Origin of the sequence: Metapseudomonas resinovorans DSM 21078 (assembly GCF_000423545.1) — a bacterium.
GTDB classification, from domain to species: Bacteria; Pseudomonadota; Gammaproteobacteria; order Pseudomonadales; family Pseudomonadaceae; genus Metapseudomonas; species Metapseudomonas resinovorans.
The window spans coordinates 194,450-216,073 of sequence record NZ_AUIE01000002.1 but is presented as its reverse complement, the minus strand read 5'-3'; the positions used below and the strand labels follow the sequence as shown (position 1 = coordinate 216,073).

Below are 21,624 nucleotides of genomic sequence, written 5' to 3'. Positions count from 1 at the left end.
GATCCCTGGAAACGAAAAAGGGCCGCTTGCGCGACCCCTTCTGCGATGGCCGGTCAGCCCCGACGCGGCGGGACTGGGCGGGTGCGGCCACTGCCGTCGATGGCGACGAAGACGAACACCGCTTCGGTGACCTTGCGCCATTCGCTGGACAGCGGATCGTCGCTCCAGACTTCCACGAGCATCTGGATGGAGCTGCGGCCGATCTCCAGGGTCTGGGTATAGAAAGAGAGCTGAGCGCCCACGGCCACGGGCACCAGGAATGCCATGCGGTCGATGGCCACTGTGGCCACGCGGCCCGCGGCGACCTTGCTGGCCATAGCGGTGCCGGCCAGGTCCATCTGGGAGACCAGCCAGCCGCCATAGATGTCGCCGAAGCCGTTGGTTTCCCGCGGGAGCGCGGTGATCTGCAGGGCGAGATCGCCTTGCGGGGTGAGGTTCTCGTCTTCTTCGATCTCGATCATGCCGGGACTGCCTGTTTCGTGTGTGCGGCGCCAATGCCTGGAAAGGGGCGGTGCCCCTTCCTTCCCTGTGCGCCAGCCGACCCACTGCATGCCGACCTGCGCTGAACTGCGGGCAGTATATAGGTACGGCAGGGCACCAGACGACCGTTGTGGCGCATCAGCGGCGGTTTTGTGGCTGAGACTGTGTACATGTGACGCTTTTTGATATGTTGCCTGGCGATTTGCCGCCAAAGCAGCGGTAAACGCACTGCACCCCCAGACGAGAACCCCCCACATGTCTTCCGTGCTCGCCCCCGAGGCGCCTGCCTCGCGTCCGCTGACCCGCAGCGACTACAAGACCCTGTCGCTTTCTGCGCTCGGCGGGGCCCTGGAGTTCTACGACTTCATCATTTTCGTGTTCTTCGCCGCCGTGGTGGGCAAGCTGTTCTTCCCCGCCGAAATGCCGGAATGGCTGCGCCAGTTGCAGACCTTCGGCATCTTCGCCGCCGGCTATCTGGCGCGCCCGTTGGGCGGTATCGTCATGGCGCACTTCGGCGATCTCCTGGGCCGCAAGCGCATGTTCACCCTGAGCATCTTCCTGATGGCGGTGCCGACCCTGGTGATGGGCCTGTTGCCCACCTACGAGCAGATCGGCATCTGGGCACCCCTGGCGCTGCTGGCGATGCGCGTGATTCAGGGCGCGGCCATCGGCGGTGAAGTGCCGGGCGCCTGGGTCTTCGTGTCCGAGCACGTACCGTCGCGCTACATCGGCTATGCCTGCGGCACGCTGACGTCAGGCCTGACCGCGGGCATCCTGCTGGGCTCGCTGATGGCGACCCTGATCAACAGCCTCTACACCCCGGCAGAAGTGCTGGACTGGGCCTGGCGCCTGCCGTTCCTGATCGGCGGTGTGTTCGGGCTGTTTGCCGTGTATCTGCGCCGCTGGCTGCACGAAACCCCGGTATTCGCGGAGATGCAGCAGCGCAAGGCGTTGGCCGACGAAGTGCCGCTGAAGACGGTGCTGCGCGAGCATCGCGGCGCCATCGTGCTGTCCATGCTGCTGACCTGGGTGCTGTCGGCCGGCATCGTGGTCGTGATCCTGATGACCCCGACCCTGCTGCAGACCGTCTACGGTTTCGACGCCGCGACGGCGCTCAAGGCCAACAGCCTGGCCATCGTGCTGCTGTCCATCGGTTGCGTGGCTTCCGGGGCGATTGCCGACCGCATCGGCGCCGGACGCACCTTCCTGGTGGGTGGCCTGCTGCTGGCGATCAGCTCCTGGACCTTCTACACCAGCCTCCAGGCTCATCCGGACTGGCTGTTCCCGCTCTACGCGATTACCGGCCTGTTCGTTGGCACCATCGGTGCGGTGCCCTATGTGATGGTCAAGGCTTTCCCACCGGTGGTGCGCTTCTCCGGCCTGTCGTTCTCCTACAACCTGGCCTACGCCATCTTCGGCGGCTTGACCCCGATGGTGGTATCGCTGCTGATGAAGTGGGACAGCCTGGGGCCGGCTTACTACGTCGCGGCCCTGTGCGGTGTGGCGATGCTGATCGGCCTGTTCCTGATCGCGAAGAATCGCTGATCGTCCCGCTCAGTCCGTAGGAGGGGTAGAGCCTGCGAAACCCATCGATTCGCGATGATGGGTTTCGCTCCGCTCTACGCCATCCTACGAGGGCTTCACTTCTTCGCCGCACTCACCCGCCACACTTTATTGCCCACGTCGTCGGTCACCAGCAGCGCGCCCTTGCTGTCGAGCTTCACATCCACCGGGCGGCCCTGGGCGTTGCCCTTGGCGTCGAGGAAGCCGGTGAGTACGTCGATCGGCTGGCCGTGCGGCTTGCCGCCCTTGAACGGCACGTAGATCACCTTGTAGCCACTGTGGGGCTTGCGGTTCCACGAGCCATGCTGGCCGACGAAGAGGCCATTCTGGAATTCCGGCAGTTTGCTGCCTTTGGCGAAGGCGATGCCCAGGGAGGCGGTGTGCGGGCCGAGGGCGTAGTCGGGCACCAGGGCCTTGGCCACCAGATCCGGACGTTGCGGCTGGACCCGCGCGTCCACATGCTGGCCGAAGTAGCTCCAGGGCCAGCCATAGAAGCCACCGTCCTTCACCGAGGTGATGTAGTCCGGCACCAGGTCGCTTCCCAGTTCGTCTCGCTCGTTCACCGCTGTCCACAGCTTGCCGGTCTGTGGTTCCCAGGCCAGGCCCACCGGGTTGCGCAGGCCGGTGGCATAGAGGCGCTTGCTGCCGCTGTCGCGGTCCAGTACCCAGATCGCCGCACGGCCTTCTTCGGCCTCCAGGCCGTTCTCGCCCACGTTGCTGTTGGAGCCCACCGTTATATAGAGCTTGCGGCCGTCGCGGCTGGCGATGACGTTCTTGGTCCAGTGATAATTGAGCCCGGCGGGAAGGTCGGTGACCTTGTTGCCCGGCTCGCTGATTTCGGTGGCGCCCTTCACATAGGGGAAGCGCAGCAGCGCATCGGCATTGGCGACGTAGAGGTCCTTGCCCACCAGCACCATGCCGAAAGGCGAGTTGAGGCCGCTGAGGAAGGTGCTGCGCAGGTCGGCCACACCATCGCCGTTGATGTCGCGCAGCAGGGATATGCGATTGGCGCTCGGCACCTGGGCGCCGGCGCGCTTCATGTACCAGTCAGCCACCCAGCTCTTGATGCCCGCTGGCTTGTCGGCGTTCGGCGCGGCGCTTTCCGCCACCAGGACGTCACCGTTGGGCAGTACATAGAGCCAGCGCGGGTGTTGCAGGCCTTCGGCAAAGGCGTTGACCCTGGCTCCAGGCGCGGCCACGGGCGTGGTACCTGGCGCCCAACCTGTGGCCGGCGCGATGTTGACGGTGGGGATGAAGGTCGTGTTGGGGGCCGGCAGTTGCGGGTTGGGGCCGGTGCCGTCCTCGACCTGCAGGGTGGCTTGTTCGCTGCACGCGGTGCAGATCGCCAGCAGCGCGGCGGGCAGCAAGGGATGACGCGTCATGGGGCTGTCTCCAGGTGGTGATACGAGCGAAATCCCTCCTTGGACAAGCGATGATGGCCATTCATCCAATTGTCACAATCAGTTCATAGAGTGGTCATACGGCCTCCCGATACTGGCCCCCGTTGCATTCAACCCCCTCGTCCTGCTTAGGAGCAAGGCATGAAACTGAAGCGTTTGATGGCGGCCCTGACCTTCGTCGCCGCCGGCGTCGCTACCGCCAGCGCGGTCGCTGCTGTCGATCCGGCCATTCCGGCCTACCAGAAAACCACTGGCGTCTCCGGCAACCTCTCCAGCGTTGGCTCGGACACCCTCGCCAACCTGATGACCCTGTGGGCCGAGGCGTACAAGCGCGAATACCCGAACGTGAACATCCAGATCCAGGCTGCCGGTTCTTCCACCGCGCCGCCGGCTCTGACCGAAGGCACCGCTAACCTGGGCCCGATGAGCCGCAAGATGAAGGACGTCGAGCTGCAGGCCTTCGAAGAGAAGTATGGCTACAAGCCGACCGCCATTCCGGTTGCCGTCGATGCCCTGGCCGTTTTCGTGCACAAGGACAACCCCATCAAGGGCCTGACCATGCAGCAGGTTGACGCGATCTTCTCCGCCAACCGCCTGTGCGGTGGCAAGAGCGACGTCAAGACCTGGGGCGACCTGGGCGTGACCGGCGACCTGGCTTCCAAGCCGGTTCAGCTGTTCGGTCGTAACTCCGTGTCCGGCACCTATGGCTACTTCAAGGAAGAAGCCCTGTGCAAAGGCGACTTCAAGGCCAACGTGAACGAGCAGCCGGGTTCCGCCTCCGTTGTTCAGTCCATCAGCCAGTCCGTCAACGGCATCGGCTACTCCGGCATCGGCTACAAGACTTCCAGCGTGAAGACTGTTCCCCTGGCCAAGAAGGAAGGCGGCGAGTTCGTTGAAGACAACGAGCAGAACGCCCTGAACGGCAGCTACCCGCTGTCCCGCTTCCTGTTCGTCTACATCAACAAGGCGCCGAACAAGCCGCTGGCTCCCTTGGAAGCCGAGTTCGTGAAGATGGTGCTGTCCAAGCAGGGCCAGGAAGTTGTCGTCAAGGACGGCTACATCCCGCTCCCGGCCAAAGTCGCCGAGAAGACCCTGAAGGAACTGGGCCTGTAACCCAGGCCGGATAAGGGAGCGGCGGCCTGGTGCGCGCCGCTCCGCAAGGACGCAAGGGCGACGGGAGACCCCTGTCGCAGAAGCCCGCCCGAGGCCACCTCCGGGCGGGCTTCGCCACGTCAACTCGCTGTAATCTTTCTGTCACACGAAGCCCGTAGTCTGTGCCCCCATCGTAAAAGCCTATGCGCGCTGACTGTGGCAAGAGCCCGAATCCATGACTGACCTGGCCAACTCCCTGACTACTTCGAAGAACCCTCCCGAGCGCATCGACTTCAATACGCCGGCGCTGCAGCGCAAGCGGAAGATTCGCGCGCTGAAGGATCGACTGACCCATTGGTACGTGCTGGTGGGTGGCCTTGCCGTCCTTGGCGCCATTACCCTGATCTTCTTCTACCTGGCCTACGTGGTGCTGCCGCTGTTCAAAGGCGCCGAGCTGACCGCCAGAAAGGCCCAGAGCCCGGCCTGGTTGCAACAGCAGGACGCTGGCAAGCCGCTGCTGTTGACCCTGGAAGAACAGAACATGGTGGGCATGCGCGTCGCCGACAAGGGCGAGGTGCAGTTCTTCTCGACTAAGGACGGCGGCCTGCTGCAGCGCCAGCAATTGCCGCTGCCGGCGGACGCCAGTGTGGTGTCCATCGGTCAGGACCAACCCGGCAGCCCGCTGGTGGTGCTCGGTCTGTCCAACGGCCAGGCGTTGATCTTCAAGCACAGCTACAAGGTCACCTACCCGGATAACAAGAAGACCATCGCGCCGCAGGTCAGCTATCCCTACGGCGAGGCTCCCATGGTGCTGGATGCCCAGGGTCGAGCCATCGAACACATCGCCCTCAGCAGCAATGATGAGACCCTGGTGCTGGCTGGCTCCAGCGGCAATCAGCTGCACGTGCAGCAGGTGGTCAGCGAAGAGAACATGCTGACCGGCGAAACCACTCAGGAGCAGAGCAGCATCGAGCTGCCGCAGATGGTCGAGCCGATCAAGGCGATCTACATCGATCCGCGTCACCAGTGGCTCTATGTCCTCAATGGTCGCGCCCAGGCCGACGTCTTCAGCCTTCGCGAAAAGGCCCTGAACGGCCGCTACAAACTGCTCGAAGACGGCGAGAGCGAAATCACCGCCAGCGGCATGTTGCTGGGTGGCATCTCCCTGATACTGGGGGATTCCAAGGGCGGCATCGCCCAGTGGTTCATGGCCCGCGATCCGGACGGTTCCTTGCGCCTGAAGCACATCCGTGGCTTCCAGATGGGCACTGCGCCGGTGGTGCAAATTACCGCCGAAGAGCGCCGCAAGGGCTTCGTTGCCCTGGATTCCTCCGGCAAGCTCGGCGTGTTCCACAGTACCGCCAACCGCACTCTGCTGGTGGAGCAGGTTACCGATGGCGCCGGTGCGCTGGCCCTGTCGCCGCGCGCTAACCGCGTTGTGGTCGAGGAAGGCAACCAGTTGCTGCCGTTCCGCCTCGCCAACCCGCACCCGGAAGTTTCCTGGAGCGCGCTGTGGGGCAAGGTCTGGTACGAGAGCTATGAAGAGCCCAAGTACGTCTGGCAGTCCACCGCCGCCAACACCGACTTCGAACCCAAACTGAGCCTGGCACCGTTGACCTTCGGTACTTTGAAGGCCGCCTTCTACGCCATGCTGCTGGCCGCTCCTCTGGCCATCGCGGCAGCCATCTACACCGCCTACTTCATGGCCCCGGCCATGCGCCGCAAGGTCAAGCCGGTGATCGAGCTGATGGAAGCCCTGCCCACCGTGATCCTGGGCTTCTTCGCCGGTCTGTTCCTGGCGCCTTATGTGGAAGGCCACCTGCCGGGCATCTTCAGCCTGTTGTTGCTGACCCCGATTGGCATTCTGCTGGCCGGTTTCATCTGGAGCCGCCTGCCGGAGTCGATCCGCCTGCGCGTGCCGGACGGCTGGGAAGCGGCCATCCTGATTCCGGTGGTGGGTCTTACCGCCTGGATCGCGTTGGGCATGAGTCCGCTGATGGAGAACTGGTTCTTCGGTGGTGACATGCGCCTGTGGATCAGCAATGACCTCGGCATCACCTACGACCAGCGCAACGCCCTGATCGTCGGCCTGGCCATGGGCTTTGCGGTGATCCCGAACATCTTCTCCATCGCCGAAGACGCCGTGTTCAGCGTGCCGCGCAGCCTCACTTACGGTTCGCTGGCCCTGGGTGCCACGCCCTGGCAGACCATGACCCGCGTCGTTCTGCTGACCGCCAGCCCGGGCATCTTCTCGGCCCTGATGATCGGCCTCGGCCGCGCCGTGGGCGAAACCATGATCGTGCTGATGGCCACCGGCAACACCCCGGTAATGGAAGCGAACATCTTCGAAGGCATGCGCACCCTGGCCGCCAACGTGGCCGTGGAAATGCCGGAATCCGAGGTCGGTGGTACCCACTACCGTGTGCTGTTCCTTTCGGCGCTGGTGCTGCTGACGTTCACCTTCATCATGAACACCCTGGCCGAGCTGATCCGACAGCGTCTGCGCAAGAAATACGCATCTCTGTAAGAGCGACGCCCCGGGCGTTGCAACCGACCACCCTCTCCCTCCGGGAGAGGGTGGTCCGAAGGACCGGGTGAGGGATGGTTGGCCGAGTGCCGAAACCGCTCCCCCCAGAAATATGAATCCTCCGGCCACCTGGCGGGAGGAACCGAAAGACTCAAGCGGTGGAGAAATCCGTGAAAAAGGTTTCCCTGAAATACTGGTTCAAGAGCGGCGCACCGGGCGTCTGGATGAGCGGCGGTGCGGTTTCCATCGCTGTCATCATGACCATCGGCCTGCTCTCGGTGATTGCCGTGCGCGGCCTGGCCCACTTCTGGCCGGCCGACCTGGTCGAGGCGCAGTACGCCGTCCCCGGCCAGGCGGCCAAGCCAGTGATCGGCGAAGCGGTGCAGATCGAGGAAGTGTCCCGTGCGCGCCTGAAAGGTGCCGGTCTGCCGGTGCCGGACGAGGGCCCGGAGTTCATGACCCGTGAACTGCTCAAGGTGGGCAACCGCGACGTCTATGGCAGCGACTTCACCTGGGTGGTGGGCGAGTGGCTGAAGGAGCAGAAGTATCCGACCGAACTGGTGGCGCTGGAGCGTCGCGAGTGGGGCAACTTCTACGGCCGCCTGGTGGCGGTGAAGGAAAACGGCCAGGTCGTGGCTGAAGGCGATGCCGTGATGGCCGAGCTGCAGAAGCGCCTGGAGCGTGTGAATGGCCTCTACGCCAAGCTCTACCAGCTGGAGAAAAAGGACATCGGTGCCATCAACCATGGCCTCGAACGCCTGCGCCTGCAGACCCGCAAGCTGGAGCTGAACGACGCCCTGACCCCCGAGGCCCAGGCTGACATCGCCGCCGAGCGCGCCGAGCTGGACACGCGCTACAAGGGCCTTGAAGCGCAGCTGATGAGCCTGCACCAGGAGTTCAACCGCGACAGCGTGGTCGTCCGCGAAGCCGGCGGCAAGGAACAGGAAATCAGCCTCGGCAAGGTGGTCCACGCCTACCAGCCGAACGCCATGGGTCTGTTCGACAAGCTCGGTTTCTACTTCGCCAAGCTTTGGGAGTTCCTCGCGGACGACCCGCGTGAGGCCAACACCGAGGGCGGTATCTTCCCGGCCATCTTCGGCACCGTGATGATGACCCTGATCATGGCTGTAATCGTCACCCCCTTCGGTGTGATTGCTGCCATCTACCTGCGCGAATACGCCAAGCAGGGCGTGCTGACCCGCGTCATCCGTATCGCGGTGAACAACCTGGCGGGTGTACCGGCGATCGTTTACGGCGTGTTCGGCCTGGGCTTCTTCGTCTACGTGCTGGGTGGCTCGCTGGACCGCCTGTTCTTCCCCGAGTCCGCCCCGGCGCCGACCTTCGGCACCCCGGGCCTGCTCTGGGCTTCCCTGACCCTGGCGATCCTGGCGGTACCGGTGGTGATCGTGGCCACCGAGGAAGGCCTGGCGCGTATTCCCCGTGCCGTGCGTGAAGGCTCGCTGGCCCTCGGCGCAACCAAGGCCGAAACCCTTTGGAAGGTGGTCCTGCCGATGGCCAGCCCGGCCATGATGACGGGCCTGATCCTCGCCGTGGCCCGCGCCGCTGGCGAAGTGGCACCGCTGATGCTGGTGGGTGTGGTGAAGCTGGCACCGAGCCTGCCGGTGGATGGCAACTACCCGTACCTGCACCTGGACCAGAAGATCATGCACCTGGGCTTCCACATCTATGACGTCGGCTTCCAGAGCCCGAACGTCGAGGCCGCGCGTCCGCTGGTGTACGCCACCGCGTTGCTGCTGGTGCTGGTGATCGCCCTGCTGAACTTCTCGGCCGTCGCCATCCGGAACCACCTGCGCGAGAAATACAAGGCGCTGGACAGCTGATCGTCCACCGCCGACCGAATTGCCTGAGGCTTACAGCTTGTAGCTCGAAGCTACGAACGGAGTGAAGACATGCAACACGAAACCCACAGCCACGGCGTCAACATTGCCGCTCTCGGCCGCGACAAGCAGAACCTGCGCCTGGCCGAGGAAACCGTTGCCCTCGAAGTGCCCGGCCTCTCTCTGTTCTATGGTGAGAAGCAGGCCCTGCACAACGTCAGCATGAACATCCCGAAACAGCGCGTGACCGCCTTCATCGGGCCGTCCGGTTGCGGCAAGTCGACCCTGCTGCGCTGCTTCAACCGCATGAACGACCTGGTGGACGGCTGCCGCGTCGACGGCGAGATCCTCCTCGACGGCAAGAACATCTACCGCAAGGGCGAGGAAGTCGCCGAACTGCGCCGCCGCGTGGGCATGGTGTTCCAGAAGCCGAACCCGTTCCCCAAGAGCATCTACGAGAACGTGGTGTACGGCCTGCGCATCCAGGGCATCAACAAGAAGCGTGTACTGGACGAAGCCGTGGAGTGGGCGCTGAAGGGCGCCGCCCTGTGGGAAGAAGTGAAGGACCGCCTGCACGAATCCGCCCTCGGCCTCTCCGGTGGCCAGCAGCAGCGTCTGGTGATCGCCCGTACCATCGCCGTGGAGCCGGAAGTACTGTTGCTCGACGAGCCCTGCTCGGCGCTGGACCCGATCTCCACCCTGAAGGTGGAAGAGCTGATCTACGAGCTCAAGAGCAAGTACACCATCGTCATCGTGACCCACAACATGCAGCAGGCGGCGCGCGTTTCCGACTACACCGCCTTCATGTACATGGGCAAGCTGATCGAGTTCGGCGACACCGATACCCTGTTCACCAACCCGGCCAAGAAGCAGACCGAAGACTACATCACCGGCCGCTACGGCTAGTGGTCATCCCCAATCGCGCTGGACTGTGTCGGCGACGCTTGCCGTACTACTCGTACTGTCTGCGCTTAGCCTCCTTGCCCAGCACGATTGGTCGAAGGCCACTGAAACCTGGGAAAATATTCGGTTAAACAAGGGTTAGAAAATGATCGACAAAGACAGCCTCACCCATCACATCTCCCAGCAGTTCAACGCCGAACTGGAGGAAGTGCGCAGCCACCTCCTGGCGATGGGCGGCCTGGTCGAGAAGCAGGTCAACGACGCCGTCACCGCGCTGATCGACGCCGACTCGGGGCTCGCCCAGCAGGTGCGCGAGATCGACGACCAGATCAACCAGATGGAGCGCAACATCGACGAAGAATGCGTGCGCATTCTCGCCCGTCGCCAGCCGGCGGCCTCCGACCTGCGCCTGATCATCAGCATCTCCAAGTCGGTGATCGACCTGGAGCGCATTGGCGATGAAGCCTCGAAGATCGCCCGTCGCGCTATCCAGCTTTGCGAGGAAGGTGTCGCCCCGCGCGGCTACGTCGAGGTGCGCCACATCGGCGACCAGGTGCGCAAGATGGTCCAGGAAGCCCTGGACGCCTTCGCCCGTTTCGACGCCGACCTGGCCCTGTCCGTGGCCCAGTACGACAAGACCATCGACCGCGAGTACAAGACCGCCCTGCGCGAACTGGTCACCTACATGATGGAAGACCCGCGCGCCATCAGCCGCGTGCTCAACGTCATTTGGGCCCTGCGTTCCCTGGAGCGCATCGGCGATCACGCGCGCAACATCTCCGAGCTGGTGATCTACCTCGTGCGTGGCACCGACGTCCGCCACCTGGGCCTGGCGCGCATGGCTGAGGAAGTGAAAGGCAACGGTAGCGACGAAGCCCCACGGGCCTGATTCCGCTGCTTGTTCCCAGAACGCCCGGCCCATGCCGGGCGTTCTGCTTTGTGGATAAGAGCGGTGCGCATGACCCGTCGGTCGCAGGCAGCCCGGGCGTCGCAAACAGGCTTGGCAATTGGCTATCAGCCAAGGCTATTCTTAGCTCCGTTTTCCAAGGAGTAGCCGATGGGCAAGGTCAATGTGCTGGTGGTGGATGATGCGTCCTTTATTCGCGACATGCTGAAGAAGGGGCTGCGCGACAACTTCCCCGGCATCCAGATCGAGGAAGCGATCAATGGGCGCAAAGCCCAGCAACTGCTCGCCCGCGCCGCTATCGACCTGATCCTCTGCGACTGGGAAATGCCCGAGATGTCCGGCCTGGAGCTGCTCACCTGGTGCCGCGAACAGGACAACCTCAAGACCGTGCCCTTCATCATGGTCACCAGTCGCGGCGACAAGGAGAACGTCATCCAGGCCATCCAGGCCGGCGTTTCCGACTACATCGGTAAACCCTTCTCCAACGATCAACTGGTCACCAAGGTGAAGAAGGCGCTGGCGCGTACCGGCAAGCTCGAAGCGCTGATGACCAGTGCGCCGGTCAGGCTGCCCAACGCCGGTGGCTTTGCCAACGACTCCCTGGCGGCGCTCACCGGCGGCAAGGCCGAGGTGGTCCGTCCCGCTGCGGCACCGGCACCGGCGGCGCCCGCAGCAAAGCCCGCCGCGCCGACGGCGTCGGCCAAGTCCGCGTCCCAGGCCCCCGGTGGCCGTGGCCAGGCCCAGCTGCGTCTACCGGCCGGCGTGCTGGCCTGTGTGATCAAGGCCCTGAGCCTGAAGGACGCGCAACTGGTGGTGCGCCGTGGCGAGCCCCTGCCGCAGGTGCTGGAAAGCGCGGTGCTCGACCTGGAGCAGGGCGAAGGTGGCGAAGTGGCGCGGCTCAATGGCTACCTGCATGCGGTCGCGGCCCTGGAGCCCAAACCGGATAGCGAGTGGCTGCAGCTGACCTTCCGCTTCGTCGACCGTGATCCGCAGAAGCTTGATTACCTGTCCCGGCTGATCGCCCGCGGTACCGCGCAGAAGCATTTCGTCCCCGGCGCCTGACCGTCCAGCCAACCCCGTCACAGCCCGACGGGCGACATCTCGCCGCGCGCTACTCGCGCTGCTAGTCTTCGGCAACACGGAGCACAGAAGAACAACGGGCCGACATGCTGGGGCGATTCATTTCTCTGCTGCTGTTGCTTGGCGCGAGCCTGCCGGCGGCTGCATTGACCATCTACAAGTACACCGACGCCAATGGTGTGGTGACCTACACCGACAAGGCCGTGTCCGGTGCCCAGGTGTTCGTCTTCCGCGACCGCATGGTGGAGCGCCTGGACCTGTCGGTGAAGCTGGAAACCAAGAAGCACGACGCCGGCGAAACCCTGCTGCTGCGCAATGAGCTGTTCGCGCCGGTGGAGGTGGAGCTGCGCATCGACCAGGCGGAGAATGTGTCCGGCGTCCCGGACCAGCCGATTCGCTGGGTGCTGGCCCCGCGCAGCAGCATGCGCATGGCCACCCTGGCGCCGGCCGACCCGAGCCGGCCAATGCGCTACAAGCCCAAGCTGCGCTACGCGATGGGTGACCCGCGCCTGCAGCCGGTGCTCTATCGCTATCCGCTGCCCTGGCGCGGTGGCCCCTTCCGCCTGACCCAGGGCGCCAATGGCCGCTACAGTCACTTCACTCCCAAGGGGCGCTATGCCCTGGATATCGCCATGCCCGAGGGCACGCCCATCGTGGCTGCGCGGCCCGGCATGGTGATCAAGATCGAGAACGACCAGAGCGGCCGGGGCAACAACCCTTCCGGCAACTTTGTACGCATCCTGCATGACGACGGCACCATGGGCGTCTACCTGCACCTGATGCGCGGCTCGGTACAGGTGCGCGAGGGCCAGCAGGTGGTCGTCGGCGAGCGCATCGCCCGCTCCGGCAATACCGGCAACAGCACCGGCCCGCACCTGCACTTCGTCATCCAGCGCAACATGGGTCTGGCGCTGGAGTCCATTCCCTTCGACTTCGCCCAACCGGTGGACACCCTGCCGAATTTCGCGGTGGGCGGGGAGTAGAGGCTGTATCTCCCCTGTAGAGCGAATCCGTGCTTGCTGTGCAAGGCCTGATGGGTTTCGTTCCTCTACCCATCCTACGGGGCTGAGGAGGTGAGGCACCGGTAGGATGGGGCGGGCGACGTTCTACGAGCCCGCGAAACCCATCAGATACGGGTACGGGCGCAAGGGGATTCAGTCCAGCTTGAGCACCTTGGCCAGGATAATCTTCGGGCCTTTCATCTTCTTCACGATGATGCGCAGGCCGTCGGTTTCCAACACTTCTTCCTCTTCCGGCACCCGGTTCAGGGTTTCGTAGATCAGGCCGGCGAGGGTGTCGGCTTCGACGTGGTCGAGGTCGATGCCGAGCAGGCGTTCCACCTTGAACAGCGGAGTGTCGCCGCGCACCAGCAGCTTGCCCGGCTGGTAGGCGAGCACGCCGCGTTCGGTCTTGCGGTGTTCGTCCTGGATATCGCCCACCAGGACTTCCAGCACGTCTTCCATGGTCAGGAAGCCCACGACCTTGCCGTCGGCTTCCTCGACTACGGCAAAGTGCGAACCGCCCTGGCGGAACTGCTCCAGCAGGCGCGACAGCGGCATGTGCTTGGTCACGCGCTCCAGCGGGTGGGTGAGCTCGGCGAGGTCGAAGGACTCCGGCAGGCTGTCCAGGGCCGACAGCGCCAGCAGCAGGTCCTTGATGTGCAGCACCCCGATGAACTCGCCCTTTTGGTCGTCATGCACCGGGTAGCGGCTGTATTTGTGGCGGCGAATCACGCTGAGGATGTCGCTCAGGGGCGCGTCGTGTTCGAGGAAGATCAGGTCTTCCCGTGAGTTGGCCCAATCCACCACTTCCAGTTCACCCATTTCCACGGCCGAGGCCAGCACGCGCATGTCCTGGTCGCTGGGGTCGCGGGCGCGGCTGGAGTGCAGGATCAGCTTCAGCTCGTCGCGGCTGTAGTGGTGTTCGTGGTGCGGGCCAGGCTCGCCTTGCCCTGCGATGCGCAGGATGGCGTTGGCGCTGGCGTTGAGCAGCCAGATGGCCGGGTACATCAGCCAGTAGAAGAGATAGAGCGGTGCGGCGGTCCAGAGGGACAGCAGCTCCGGCTTGCGGATGGCCCAGGATTTGGGCGCCAACTCGCCGACCACGATGTGCAGGTAGGAAATGATGAAGAAGGCGGTGAAGAAGGCGATGCCGTGGACCAACTTCTCCGACTCGATGCCGACGGCGCTCAGCACCGGGCCGAGCAGGTGGGCGAAGGCCGGCTCACCGACCCAGCCGAGGCCCAGGGAGGCCAGGGTGATGCCCAGTTGACAGGCCGACAGGTAGGCGTCCAGCTGGTTGTGTACGGTGCGCAGGATGCGGCCGCGCCAGCCGTGCTTGCCGGCGATGGATTCGACGCGAGTGGAGCGCAGCTTGACCATGGCGAACTCGGCGGCCACGAAGAAGCCGTTGAGCAGCACGAGGAAGAGGGCGAAGAGAATCAGGCCGAAATCGGCGAAGTACGTGAAGAAGTTGGAACTAGGGGAAGGGTCCATGGATGGTTTTTGCTGACGGATGACCGGCTAAGGTTGAAGGCTGCACCCCGAGTTTGCAAGTCGGGGTGCGCGGGCGATCAGGTCCGGCGAACCACCTGGGTGGCCGGGAAGTGGCAGGTGAATGTGCTGCCGTGGTTGAGCACGGAGCTGATGTCGAGACGGCCGCGATGGCGGATCAGCACGTGCTTGACGATGGCCAGGCCCAGGCCGGTGCCGCCGGTGCTGCTGTTGCGGCTGGAGTCGACCCGGTAGAAGCGCTCGGTCAGGCGCGGCAGGTGCTTGGCCTCGATGCCGATGCCGCTGTCCTGCACGCTGAGGTGCGCCGCGGTTTCGTCGCCCCACCAGCGGATGTGGATCTCGCCTTCGTCCGGGGTGTACTTCACCGCGTTGAACACCAGGTTGGAGAAGGCGCTGCGCAGTTCCGCCTCGCTGCCACGCAACCTGAAGTTGTGATCGGCTTCCAGGCTGATGCGGTGGTGGCGATTGCCGGAGAGGGCGATTGCGTCCGCCTTGATCTGCAACAGCAGCAGGTCGACCGCCACTGGCTGGTTGTCCGAGGGGTAGTCGGTGGCTTCCAGCTTGGCCAGCAGCAGCAGGTCGTTGAGCAGGTTCTGCATGCGCTTGCCCTGCTGGCTCATCTGCTGCAAGGCGCGGGTCCAGCGCGGGTTCACGTCCTCGACGTTGTCCAGCAGGGTCTCCAGGTAGCCGGCGATCACCGTCAGCGGCGTGCGCAGTTCGTGGGAGACGTTGGCGACGAAGTCCTTGCGCATCTGCTCCAGCTGGTGGAGGCGCGTGACATCGCGTACCAGCATCAAGTGCTCGCTGTTGCCGTACTGGGTGATGTGGAACTGCAGGCGCAGGCGATCATTGACCGGCGAGGGGAGGTCCAGGGGTTCGTTGTATTTGCCCTGCTCGAAGTATTCCTTGAAGCGCGGATGGCGGATCAGGTTGGTCACTGGCTGGCCACTGTCCTGGGGGGTCTTCAGACCCAGCAGGGTTTCCGCGGCACGGTTCCACCAGTCGAGGTTGCCGTCGCTGTCGAGCATCACCACGGCGTCCTTCAGGGCGGCAGTGGATTCCTGCACGCGGTCGATCACTGCTTGCAGACGGCCGCGCACGCGCTGATCGCGGCGCTGGAGGTGGTAAATGCTGTCGAACACTTCGCCCCAGAGGCCGTAACCGTCCGGTGGAGGTTCGTCCGGGTGATGCTCTTTGAGCCATTTGTACAGGCGCAGCAGCTGCGCAAGGGTCCAGCCCAGGTAGGCGCCGAGGCCGATTACCAGGGCCCAGGCGTAATAGCCCGTGACCAGGCCCGCCAGCAGGCAGGCGCCGATCAGCAGCAGCAGGCGGCGGATGACTACGCCGCGCCAGTCTTGATTCACCTATCGCGTCCTTGTGGTCGGCCCATCGGGCCCGGGTCAGCTTTTGGTGGAGAAACGATAGCCGGTGCCGCGAACGGTCTGAACCAGATTTTCGTATACCTCGCCGAGGGCCTTGCGCAGGCGGCGGATGTGCACGTCGACGGTGCGCTCCTCGACATAGACGTTGCCGCCCCAGACCTGGTCCAGCAGTTGACCACGGGTGTAGGCGCGCTCCTGGTGAGTCATGAAGAACTGCAGCAGGCGGTATTCGGTGGGACCCATCTCGGCGGGTTTGCCGTCGATGGTCACGCGGTGGCTGATGGGGTCTAGCAGCAGGCCGCCGATGGCGATGGGCGCTTCACTGTCGCTCGGACCGGCACGGCGCAATACGGCCTTCAGGCGCGCCACCAGTTCACGGGGGGAGAAGGGCTTGGTGATGTAGTCGTCGGCGCCAACTTCCAGGCCCTGGATCTTGTTGTCCTCTTCACCCTTGGCGGTGAGCATGATGATCGGGATATCGCTGGTCAGGTCGTCGCGCTTCAGGCGGCGGGCCAGCTCGATGCCGGAGGTGCCGGGTAGCATCCAGTCAAGGAGGATCAGATCGGGTTTGCGGTCGACGATGATGGCGTGGGCCTGCTGGGTGTTCTCAGCTTCCAGACAGTCGTAGCCGGCCATCTCGAGGGCGACGGCGATCATCTCGCGGATCGGCGCTTCGTCGTCGACTATCAGGATGTTCTTGCCAACCATGTTCAAGCCTCAGGAAAGGTCGCGTGTATGACTGATTGCGCCGCATTAGATAACGGAATTATTGCAGGGATGTGACACGGGAGCGTTAGGCACCCCCTGAGGTTTCGTTGCGGCCACGACAGCGCACCGAACGATTCCGCTACCTGCCTCGTCTAAGCTGATTGAGGCCGCCGCCATTGCGGGGCTGCCTGGAGTCTGGCACAGGACCCCATCGGCACGATGGGCGTTCGTGGCTCCTTCCGTCCTGTATTGCTGTGACCTCAAGCCGTGATCCAGCTGCCGCCAGGCTGTCGCTGTTCATTCCGAGGAGAGGTTAGAAAATGAGAAGAATTGCCCCCCGATTCGTTCCGCTGCTGGCGGGTGCCTTGCTGGGTTGGCCATTGTTGGGCCTGACGGCCGAGCCGGCGATGGAGAAGAACGGCATGCTGGTGGATCAAAACGGCATGACGCTCTACACCTACGACAAGGACGCTGACGGCAAGTCCGCCTGCAACGGCCAGTGCGCACAGAACTGGCCGCCGCTGATGGCCGACGCGGCAGCCAAGGCCGAGGGTGAGTGGAGCGTCATCAAGCGCGACGATGGCTCCATGCAGTGGGCCTATGACGGCAAGCCGGTGTACACCTTCGTCATGGACAAGAAGGCCGGTGACGTGACCGGAGACGGAAAGATGGGGGTTTGGCACATCGTCAAGCCCGAAGCTTACTAGCCGACCAGGAGAGAGGGCGCGCTGCGCCCTAGCGCAGCGCGTAGTCGGCGACGATACCGGTAAAGATTGCCAGACCCGCCCAGTGGTTGTGCAGGAAGGCCTTGAAGCAGGCCTGCGGATCGCGCGTGCGGGTGCTGTAGAACTCCCAGGCGAAGCACGCGGCCGCTGCCAGCAGGCCCAGGTAGAAACACAGCCCCAGTTCGAAGCGGTTCCCTGCCAGCACCAGGCAGAACAGTGCCAGGCCCTGCAGCGTGGCGATGATCAGGCGATCGGCGTCGCCGAAGAGGATGGCGGTGGATTTGACCCCGATCTTCAGGTCGTCCTCGCGGTCGGTCATGGCGTAGTAGGTGTCATAGGCCACCGTCCACAGGAGGTTGGCGATGTACAGCAGCCAGGCCGCCGCCGGCAGCTCGCCGGTCTCGGCGGTGAAGGCCATGGGCATGCCCCAGGAGAAAGCCGCGCCCAGCACCACCTGCGGGTAGAAGGTGTAGCGCTTCATGAAGGGGTAACAGGCGGCCAGTGCCAGGCCGCCGAAGGACAGCCAGATGGTGGTGGCGTTGGTGAAGAGCACCAGCACGAAGCTGATGGCCACCAGGATGACGAAGAACACCAGCGCCTCACGCGGGGTGACCCGACCGCTGGCCAGGGGCCGCGCGCGGGTGCGGCTGACGTGGCCGTCGAAATTGCGGTCGGCGTAGTCGTTGATCACGCAGCCGGCGGCGCGCATCAGGTTCACGCCAAGCACGAAGATCACCAGGTTTGCCAGGCTGGGGCCGCCTTCACCGGCGATCCACAAGGCCCAGAGCGTGGGCCAGAGCAGCAGGTAGATGCCGATGGGCTTGTCCAGGCGCGTCAGCTGGATGAAGTCCATGGCGCGCGGGTGCAGGCGGTTCAGCGATTGCAACAGGGTCAGGTACACAGGCGGCTCTCCCTTGAAAGAGCCTGAATCTGATCTGCTGCGCGTCGGAATAACGGCGTTGGGAATGGCTTCAGGCTTGCTCATTTACAGCTCGTAAACTCCGCGCCTTCAGCCATTCCCGCCTTGTTCTTCTCTAGCTCGCGAGATCGTAAACAGGCTCGGCGCCGGATTATACGGCCTCGATGCCCGCCTGGCGCCACAGCGCAGGGAGGAAGATCTCCGCCACCAGGACCCCCAGTTCACCCCGCGAGAAGCACGAGCGCCGTCCCCACAGGCGATCGGCGCGCACGGCCATCGGCAGCAGGGCGGCCGGATAACGGGTGACTTCGATGGCGCCACGGTCGAAGGCGCGGTCGCTGAACAGCAGTTCGCCGAGGGAGCGGCTACCGAGTTGGTGCAGGTCCAGCCCGGAGCCTTCCAGGGCGGCACGTGCCGCCACGCTGCGGGCGAACACCCAGGCCTCGCCGTGGCCGCGCAGGTAGACCTCGCGTACCCAGCCCTGGCCGCCGGCGGGGATGCCGAGTGCCGCGCATTCGTCGGCGCGCAGGGTCTGCCAGCCCTCTTCCAGCGGCGTGACACTGAAGGCGTTGTCCGAGAGGGCAGTCAGTCGGCGGGTCAGCGATCCCTGGTCGAACAGCCAGTCGCGGACGCCGGCGGCCGGAGCGGGGTGGAGCTGGGCGGCAGTGAGCCAACGGGGCGGATGGACGAGGGCGGCGTGGGGCACGGGCGGGGCTTGGGCGATGGAAGACGGCGCAGATTAGCACGGCCTTTGCCCGTCGGCTGCCTCTTGCCCGTTGGCGGGATAAACCAGTACAAAGCGCCCCTGAGGTGACCGGAACGCCCACGAGAGGCGACGGTTCGAGAACGCCAGATCGTGGAGAAAAGAATGATGAAGAAATGGCAATGTGTGGTGTGTGGCCTGGTCTACGACGAGTCCCAGGGCTGGCCGGATGACGGCATCGCCGCTGGCACCCGCTGGGAAGACGTCCCGGCAGACTGGATCTGCCCCGACTGCGGCGTGGGCAAGCTGGATTTCGAGATGATCGAAATCAACTGATCCTGTCTCAGCCCCGAACAAGCCGACTCCGTGTCGGCTTTTTCGTGTCCGCAGGATAGGCCTATCCTCTGTCTGGACTGGTCCGGTGGCGCTTGGCGGTCGCCGGTCGATTGGAGTAGGTTCAGTACGGTTATCCGCGCCGGCGGAGGTGGTCATGCGTAAGTGGCAGTGCATCGTCTGCGGATTCATCTATGACGAGGCGGAGGGGCTACCCGAAGAGGGCATCGCCCCCGGTACGCGCTGGGAAGACATTCCGCCGGACTGGGTCTGCCCCGATTGCGGCGTCGGCAAGATCGATTTCGAGATGATCGAAATCGCCTGATATCCGTTATCCAACCCCATTCAAGCGGCGGCCCATGGGCCGCCGCGTCGTTTCATGAGCAGGAGTGAGCAATGAGTGCACCCGTGGTGATAGTCGGCACCGGCCTGGCCGGTTACAACCTGGCCAAGGAGTTTCGCAAGCTGGATAGCGAAACCCCGCTGTTGTTGATCAGCGCCGACGACGGTCGCTCATACTCCAAGCCCATGCTCTCCACCGGTTTTGGCAAGGACAAGGATGCCGATGGCCTGGCCATGGCCGAGGCCGGTGCCATGGCCGAGCAGCTTAAGGCGGAAGTCCGTACCCACACCCGTATCACCGGCATCGACCCGGGTCACCAGCGTCTGTGGATCGGTGAGGAGGCCGTGCCTTATCGCGACCTGGTGCTGGCCTGGGGCGCAGACACCATCCGCGTGCCGGTGGAGGGTGACGCCCAGGATGCGGTCTTCCCGATCAATGACTTGGAGGACTACGCGCGCTTTCGCATTGCCGCCGCCGGCAAGCGCCGGGTGCTGATCCTGGGTGCCGGCCTGATCGGCTGCGAATTCGCCAACGACCTCAGCCTGGGTGGTCTGGAGGTGGAGTTGGTGGCGCCCTGTGAGCAGGTGATGCCGGGCCTACTGCATCCGGCTGCTGCCGCGGCGGTGCAGGCTGGGCTCGAAAGCCTGGGGGCACGCTTCCACCTGGGGCCGGTATTGGCGCGCCTGGACCGCAGTGACGTCGGACTGGACGCGCTGCTTTCTGACGGCACTCGCATTGCCTGCGACCTGGTGGTGTCCGCCGTTGGCCTGCGCCCACGTACCGAGCTGGCTGCTGCCGCGGGTTTGGCCGTGAACCGTGGCGTGGTGGTGGACCGCCAGCTGCGCACGTCCCACAGCAACATCTACGCCCTGGGTGATTGCGCCGAAGTGGATGGCCTCAACCTTCTCTATGTGATGCCGCTGATGGCCTGTGCCCGGGCGCTGGCGCAGACCTTGGCGGGCAACCCCACTGCGGTGGCTTACGGCCCGATGCCGGTGACGGTGAAAACCCCGGTGTGCCCGCTGGTGGTGTCGCCGCCGCCCCGTGGCACGGATGGCAGCTGGACCGTGGAAGGCTCTGGGGCGGACATCAAGGCGCTCTGCCGTGATGCCGCCGGCGGCCTGCTCGGGTATGCCCTGACGGGGGCTGCCGTGCAGGAGAAATTGGCCCTGAACCGTGAGCTGCCGCCGCTTCTGGCATAAATGTCAGCCCTTCTGTCGGATTAGTCCTTCTGTTCTTTCGGAATTCCCGCTGAGGACACTGGCGCAGTGCCAATTGGCGTGCCATCCTCCCCGTGGTTTGCCGCGGCGCAGAGCCGTTGCGGCGCCTTGGGCGCTGTTCTGGAAGGACAGCACGGACACAAAAACAACAAACCGTCAAAGAGGCATCTATGCGTAAACCGGAACTCGCCGCCGCTATCGCCGAAAAGGCCGATCTAACCAAGGATCAGGCCAATCGCGTACTCAATGCGGTGCTCGAAGAAATCACCAACGCGCTGAACCGCAAGGACAGCGTAACGCTGGTGGGCTTCGGCACCTTCCTGCAACGTCACCGTGGTGCCCGCACTGGCAAGAACCCGCAGACGGGGCAGCCGGTGAAGATCAAGGCCAGCAACACCGTTGCCTTCAAGCCGGGCAAATCGCTGAAAGAAGCTGTGAACTAAGCTTCTTCTGCCCGGAGCCGGGGAGGTTCCGGGCAGTTCACCCGTCCTTTCGCTGCGCCCTCCTTTGGCTGGCTGTAGTCCCGCCGGCAAACCGCTACAATGCGCCGCTTTCTCAACCCTTTGAGGCCGTGCGCGCATGAAATTCCGCTTTCTTCTCTGGATGCTGGGCCGCCTGATGACCAAGGCGAGCCGTGACAATGCCGAGTTCCAGCAGCAGCTGGCGGGCAAGGACCTGGTGTTCCAGCTGCACACCCTGGACGGCAAGATTGCCCGTCACTTCATCGTCAAGGACCAGCGAGTGGTCAGCAAACGCGGCACCGCCAGCGCGCCTGCCTTCGCCATCGGCTTCAAGGACGGCGCCTACGGGTTTGCCACCATGAGCGCGAAGAACAAGCAGCTGGCCTTCATGCAGGGTATCCAGAACAAGGACATCCAGATCCAGGGCAACCCGGCGCTGGTGATCTGGTTCCAGGGTCTGACCAAGCACTTGGTGCCGAAGAAGAAGGTTGCCGACAAGAAAGCGGCCTGACGCTTTCCTTCTCCTC

The 21,624-nt window shown here is 64.2% G+C and carries 21 protein-coding genes; 14 read left to right on the top strand and 7 right to left on the bottom strand.

Features of this window, described 5'->3' with window-relative positions; translation table 11 throughout:
• Positions 1–53: 53 nt before the first annotated feature.
• The gene (locus G559_RS0103565) at positions 54–461 is read right to left on the bottom strand and encodes an acyl-CoA thioesterase (protein ID WP_028626933.1); all 408 of its coding nucleotides are present in this window, start codon (positions 459–461) and stop codon (positions 54–56) included.
• A gap of 274 nt (positions 462–735) precedes the next feature.
• Here G559_RS0103565 and G559_RS0103560 point away from each other — a divergent pair, with 274 nt between their 5' ends.
• Entirely contained in the window at positions 736–2,025 is a 1,290-nt protein-coding gene (locus G559_RS0103560; RefSeq protein ID WP_028626932.1) for an MFS transporter, read from the top strand.
• A 95-nt stretch (positions 2,026–2,120) separates the two neighbouring features.
• On the opposite strand, the gene G559_RS0103555 is transcribed toward G559_RS0103560, so the two are convergent.
• A complete protein-coding gene (locus tag G559_RS0103555; protein ID WP_051246379.1) occupies positions 2,121–3,425 on the bottom strand; it encodes a PQQ-dependent sugar dehydrogenase in 1,305 nt (434 codons plus the stop codon).
• Between the two features lie 159 nt (positions 3,426–3,584).
• Here G559_RS0103555 and G559_RS0103550 point away from each other — a divergent pair, with 159 nt between their 5' ends.
• The 7 genes from G559_RS0103550 (at position 3,585) to G559_RS0103515 (ending at position 12,773) form a co-directional block, all read left to right on the top strand.
• Positions 3,585–4,556 carry a phosphate ABC transporter substrate-binding protein PstS family protein gene (locus G559_RS0103550; protein ID WP_028626930.1) on the top strand — a complete coding sequence of 324 codons (972 nt, stop codon included), beginning with the start codon at positions 3,585–3,587 and terminating at the stop codon, positions 4,554–4,556.
• A 214-nt stretch (positions 4,557–4,770) separates the two neighbouring features.
• A complete protein-coding gene (locus G559_RS0103540; RefSeq protein ID WP_028626929.1) occupies positions 4,771–7,062 on the top strand; it encodes an ABC transporter permease subunit in 2,292 nt (763 codons plus the stop codon).
• Between the two features lie 224 nt (positions 7,063–7,286).
• Positions 7,287–8,903, top strand: coding sequence for a phosphate ABC transporter permease PstA (gene pstA, locus G559_RS0103535; RefSeq protein WP_137822311.1), 1,617 nt, complete (start codon positions 7,287–7,289; stop codon positions 8,901–8,903).
• A gap of 69 nt (positions 8,904–8,972) precedes the next feature.
• Complete coding sequence (gene pstB, locus G559_RS0103530) at positions 8,973–9,806, top strand: phosphate ABC transporter ATP-binding protein PstB (RefSeq protein WP_028626927.1); 834 nt, start codon at positions 8,973–8,975, stop codon at positions 9,804–9,806.
• Between the two features lie 142 nt (positions 9,807–9,948).
• Entirely contained in the window at positions 9,949–10,692 is a 744-nt protein-coding gene (phoU, locus tag G559_RS0103525) for a phosphate signaling complex protein PhoU (RefSeq protein ID WP_028626926.1), read from the top strand.
• Positions 10,693–10,860: 168 nt separating this feature from the next.
• The gene (locus tag G559_RS0103520; RefSeq protein WP_028626925.1) at positions 10,861–11,772 is read left to right on the top strand and encodes a response regulator; all 912 of its coding nucleotides are present in this window, start codon (positions 10,861–10,863) and stop codon (positions 11,770–11,772) included.
• A 104-nt stretch (positions 11,773–11,876) separates the two neighbouring features.
• Entirely contained in the window at positions 11,877–12,773 is an 897-nt protein-coding gene (locus G559_RS0103515) for a peptidoglycan DD-metalloendopeptidase family protein (RefSeq protein ID WP_028626924.1), read from the top strand.
• Positions 12,774–12,944: 171 nt separating this feature from the next.
• Here G559_RS0103515 and G559_RS0103510 read toward each other — a convergent pair whose 3' ends face one another.
• The 3 genes from G559_RS0103510 to phoB form a co-directional block, all read right to left on the bottom strand.
• The gene (locus tag G559_RS0103510) at positions 12,945–14,285 is read right to left on the bottom strand and encodes a hemolysin family protein (RefSeq protein WP_028626923.1); all 1,341 of its coding nucleotides are present in this window, start codon (positions 14,283–14,285) and stop codon (positions 12,945–12,947) included.
• Between the two features lie 77 nt (positions 14,286–14,362).
• The gene (gene phoR / locus G559_RS0103505) at positions 14,363–15,667 is read right to left on the bottom strand and encodes a phosphate regulon sensor histidine kinase PhoR (protein ID WP_028626922.1); all 1,305 of its coding nucleotides are present in this window, start codon (positions 15,665–15,667) and stop codon (positions 14,363–14,365) included.
• 36 nt (positions 15,668–15,703) lie between these two features.
• Positions 15,704–16,393 (bottom strand): phosphate regulon transcriptional regulator PhoB, encoded by a 690-nt coding sequence (gene phoB, locus G559_RS0103500; protein WP_028626921.1) that lies wholly within the window; start codon positions 16,391–16,393, stop codon positions 15,704–15,706.
• A gap of 320 nt (positions 16,394–16,713) precedes the next feature.
• On the opposite strand from phoB, the gene G559_RS0103495 reads away from it, so the two are divergent.
• Positions 16,714–17,100, top strand: a complete 387-nt coding sequence (locus G559_RS0103495) for a COG4315 family predicted lipoprotein (protein WP_028626920.1) — start codon at positions 16,714–16,716, stop codon at positions 17,098–17,100.
• A gap of 28 nt (positions 17,101–17,128) precedes the next feature.
• Here the strand turns inward: G559_RS0103495 and ubiA are convergent, their stop codons facing one another.
• Together ubiA and G559_RS0103485 are read right to left on the bottom strand one after the other, a co-directional pair.
• The gene (gene ubiA, locus G559_RS0103490; protein WP_028626919.1) at positions 17,129–18,019 is read right to left on the bottom strand and encodes a 4-hydroxybenzoate octaprenyltransferase; all 891 of its coding nucleotides are present in this window, start codon (positions 18,017–18,019) and stop codon (positions 17,129–17,131) included.
• Between the two features lie 169 nt (positions 18,020–18,188).
• Positions 18,189–18,743 (bottom strand): chorismate--pyruvate lyase family protein, encoded by a 555-nt coding sequence (locus tag G559_RS0103485; protein WP_028626918.1) that lies wholly within the window; start codon positions 18,741–18,743, stop codon positions 18,189–18,191.
• Between the two features lie 165 nt (positions 18,744–18,908).
• On the opposite strand from G559_RS0103485, the gene G559_RS0103480 reads away from it, so the two are divergent.
• The 5 genes from G559_RS0103480 to G559_RS0103460 all read left to right on the top strand — a co-directional run bounded on the left by G559_RS0103480 (position 18,909) and on the right by G559_RS0103460 (position 21,608).
• On the top strand, positions 18,909–19,076 hold the full coding sequence (locus G559_RS0103480; RefSeq protein ID WP_028626917.1) for a rubredoxin: 168 nt from the start codon (positions 18,909–18,911) through the stop codon (positions 19,074–19,076).
• 154 nt (positions 19,077–19,230) lie between these two features.
• Positions 19,231–19,398, top strand: a complete 168-nt coding sequence (locus G559_RS0103475; RefSeq protein ID WP_028626916.1) for a rubredoxin — start codon at positions 19,231–19,233, stop codon at positions 19,396–19,398.
• A gap of 71 nt (positions 19,399–19,469) precedes the next feature.
• Positions 19,470–20,618 (top strand): NAD(P)/FAD-dependent oxidoreductase, encoded by a 1,149-nt coding sequence (locus G559_RS0103470; protein ID WP_028626915.1) that lies wholly within the window; start codon positions 19,470–19,472, stop codon positions 20,616–20,618.
• A 188-nt stretch (positions 20,619–20,806) separates the two neighbouring features.
• Entirely contained in the window at positions 20,807–21,079 is a 273-nt protein-coding gene (locus tag G559_RS0103465; RefSeq protein ID WP_016495401.1) for an HU family DNA-binding protein, read from the top strand.
• A 136-nt stretch (positions 21,080–21,215) separates the two neighbouring features.
• Positions 21,216–21,608, top strand: a complete 393-nt coding sequence (locus tag G559_RS0103460) for a hypothetical protein (protein WP_028626914.1) — start codon at positions 21,216–21,218, stop codon at positions 21,606–21,608.
• The last annotated feature ends 16 nt before the right edge of the window (positions 21,609–21,624 follow it).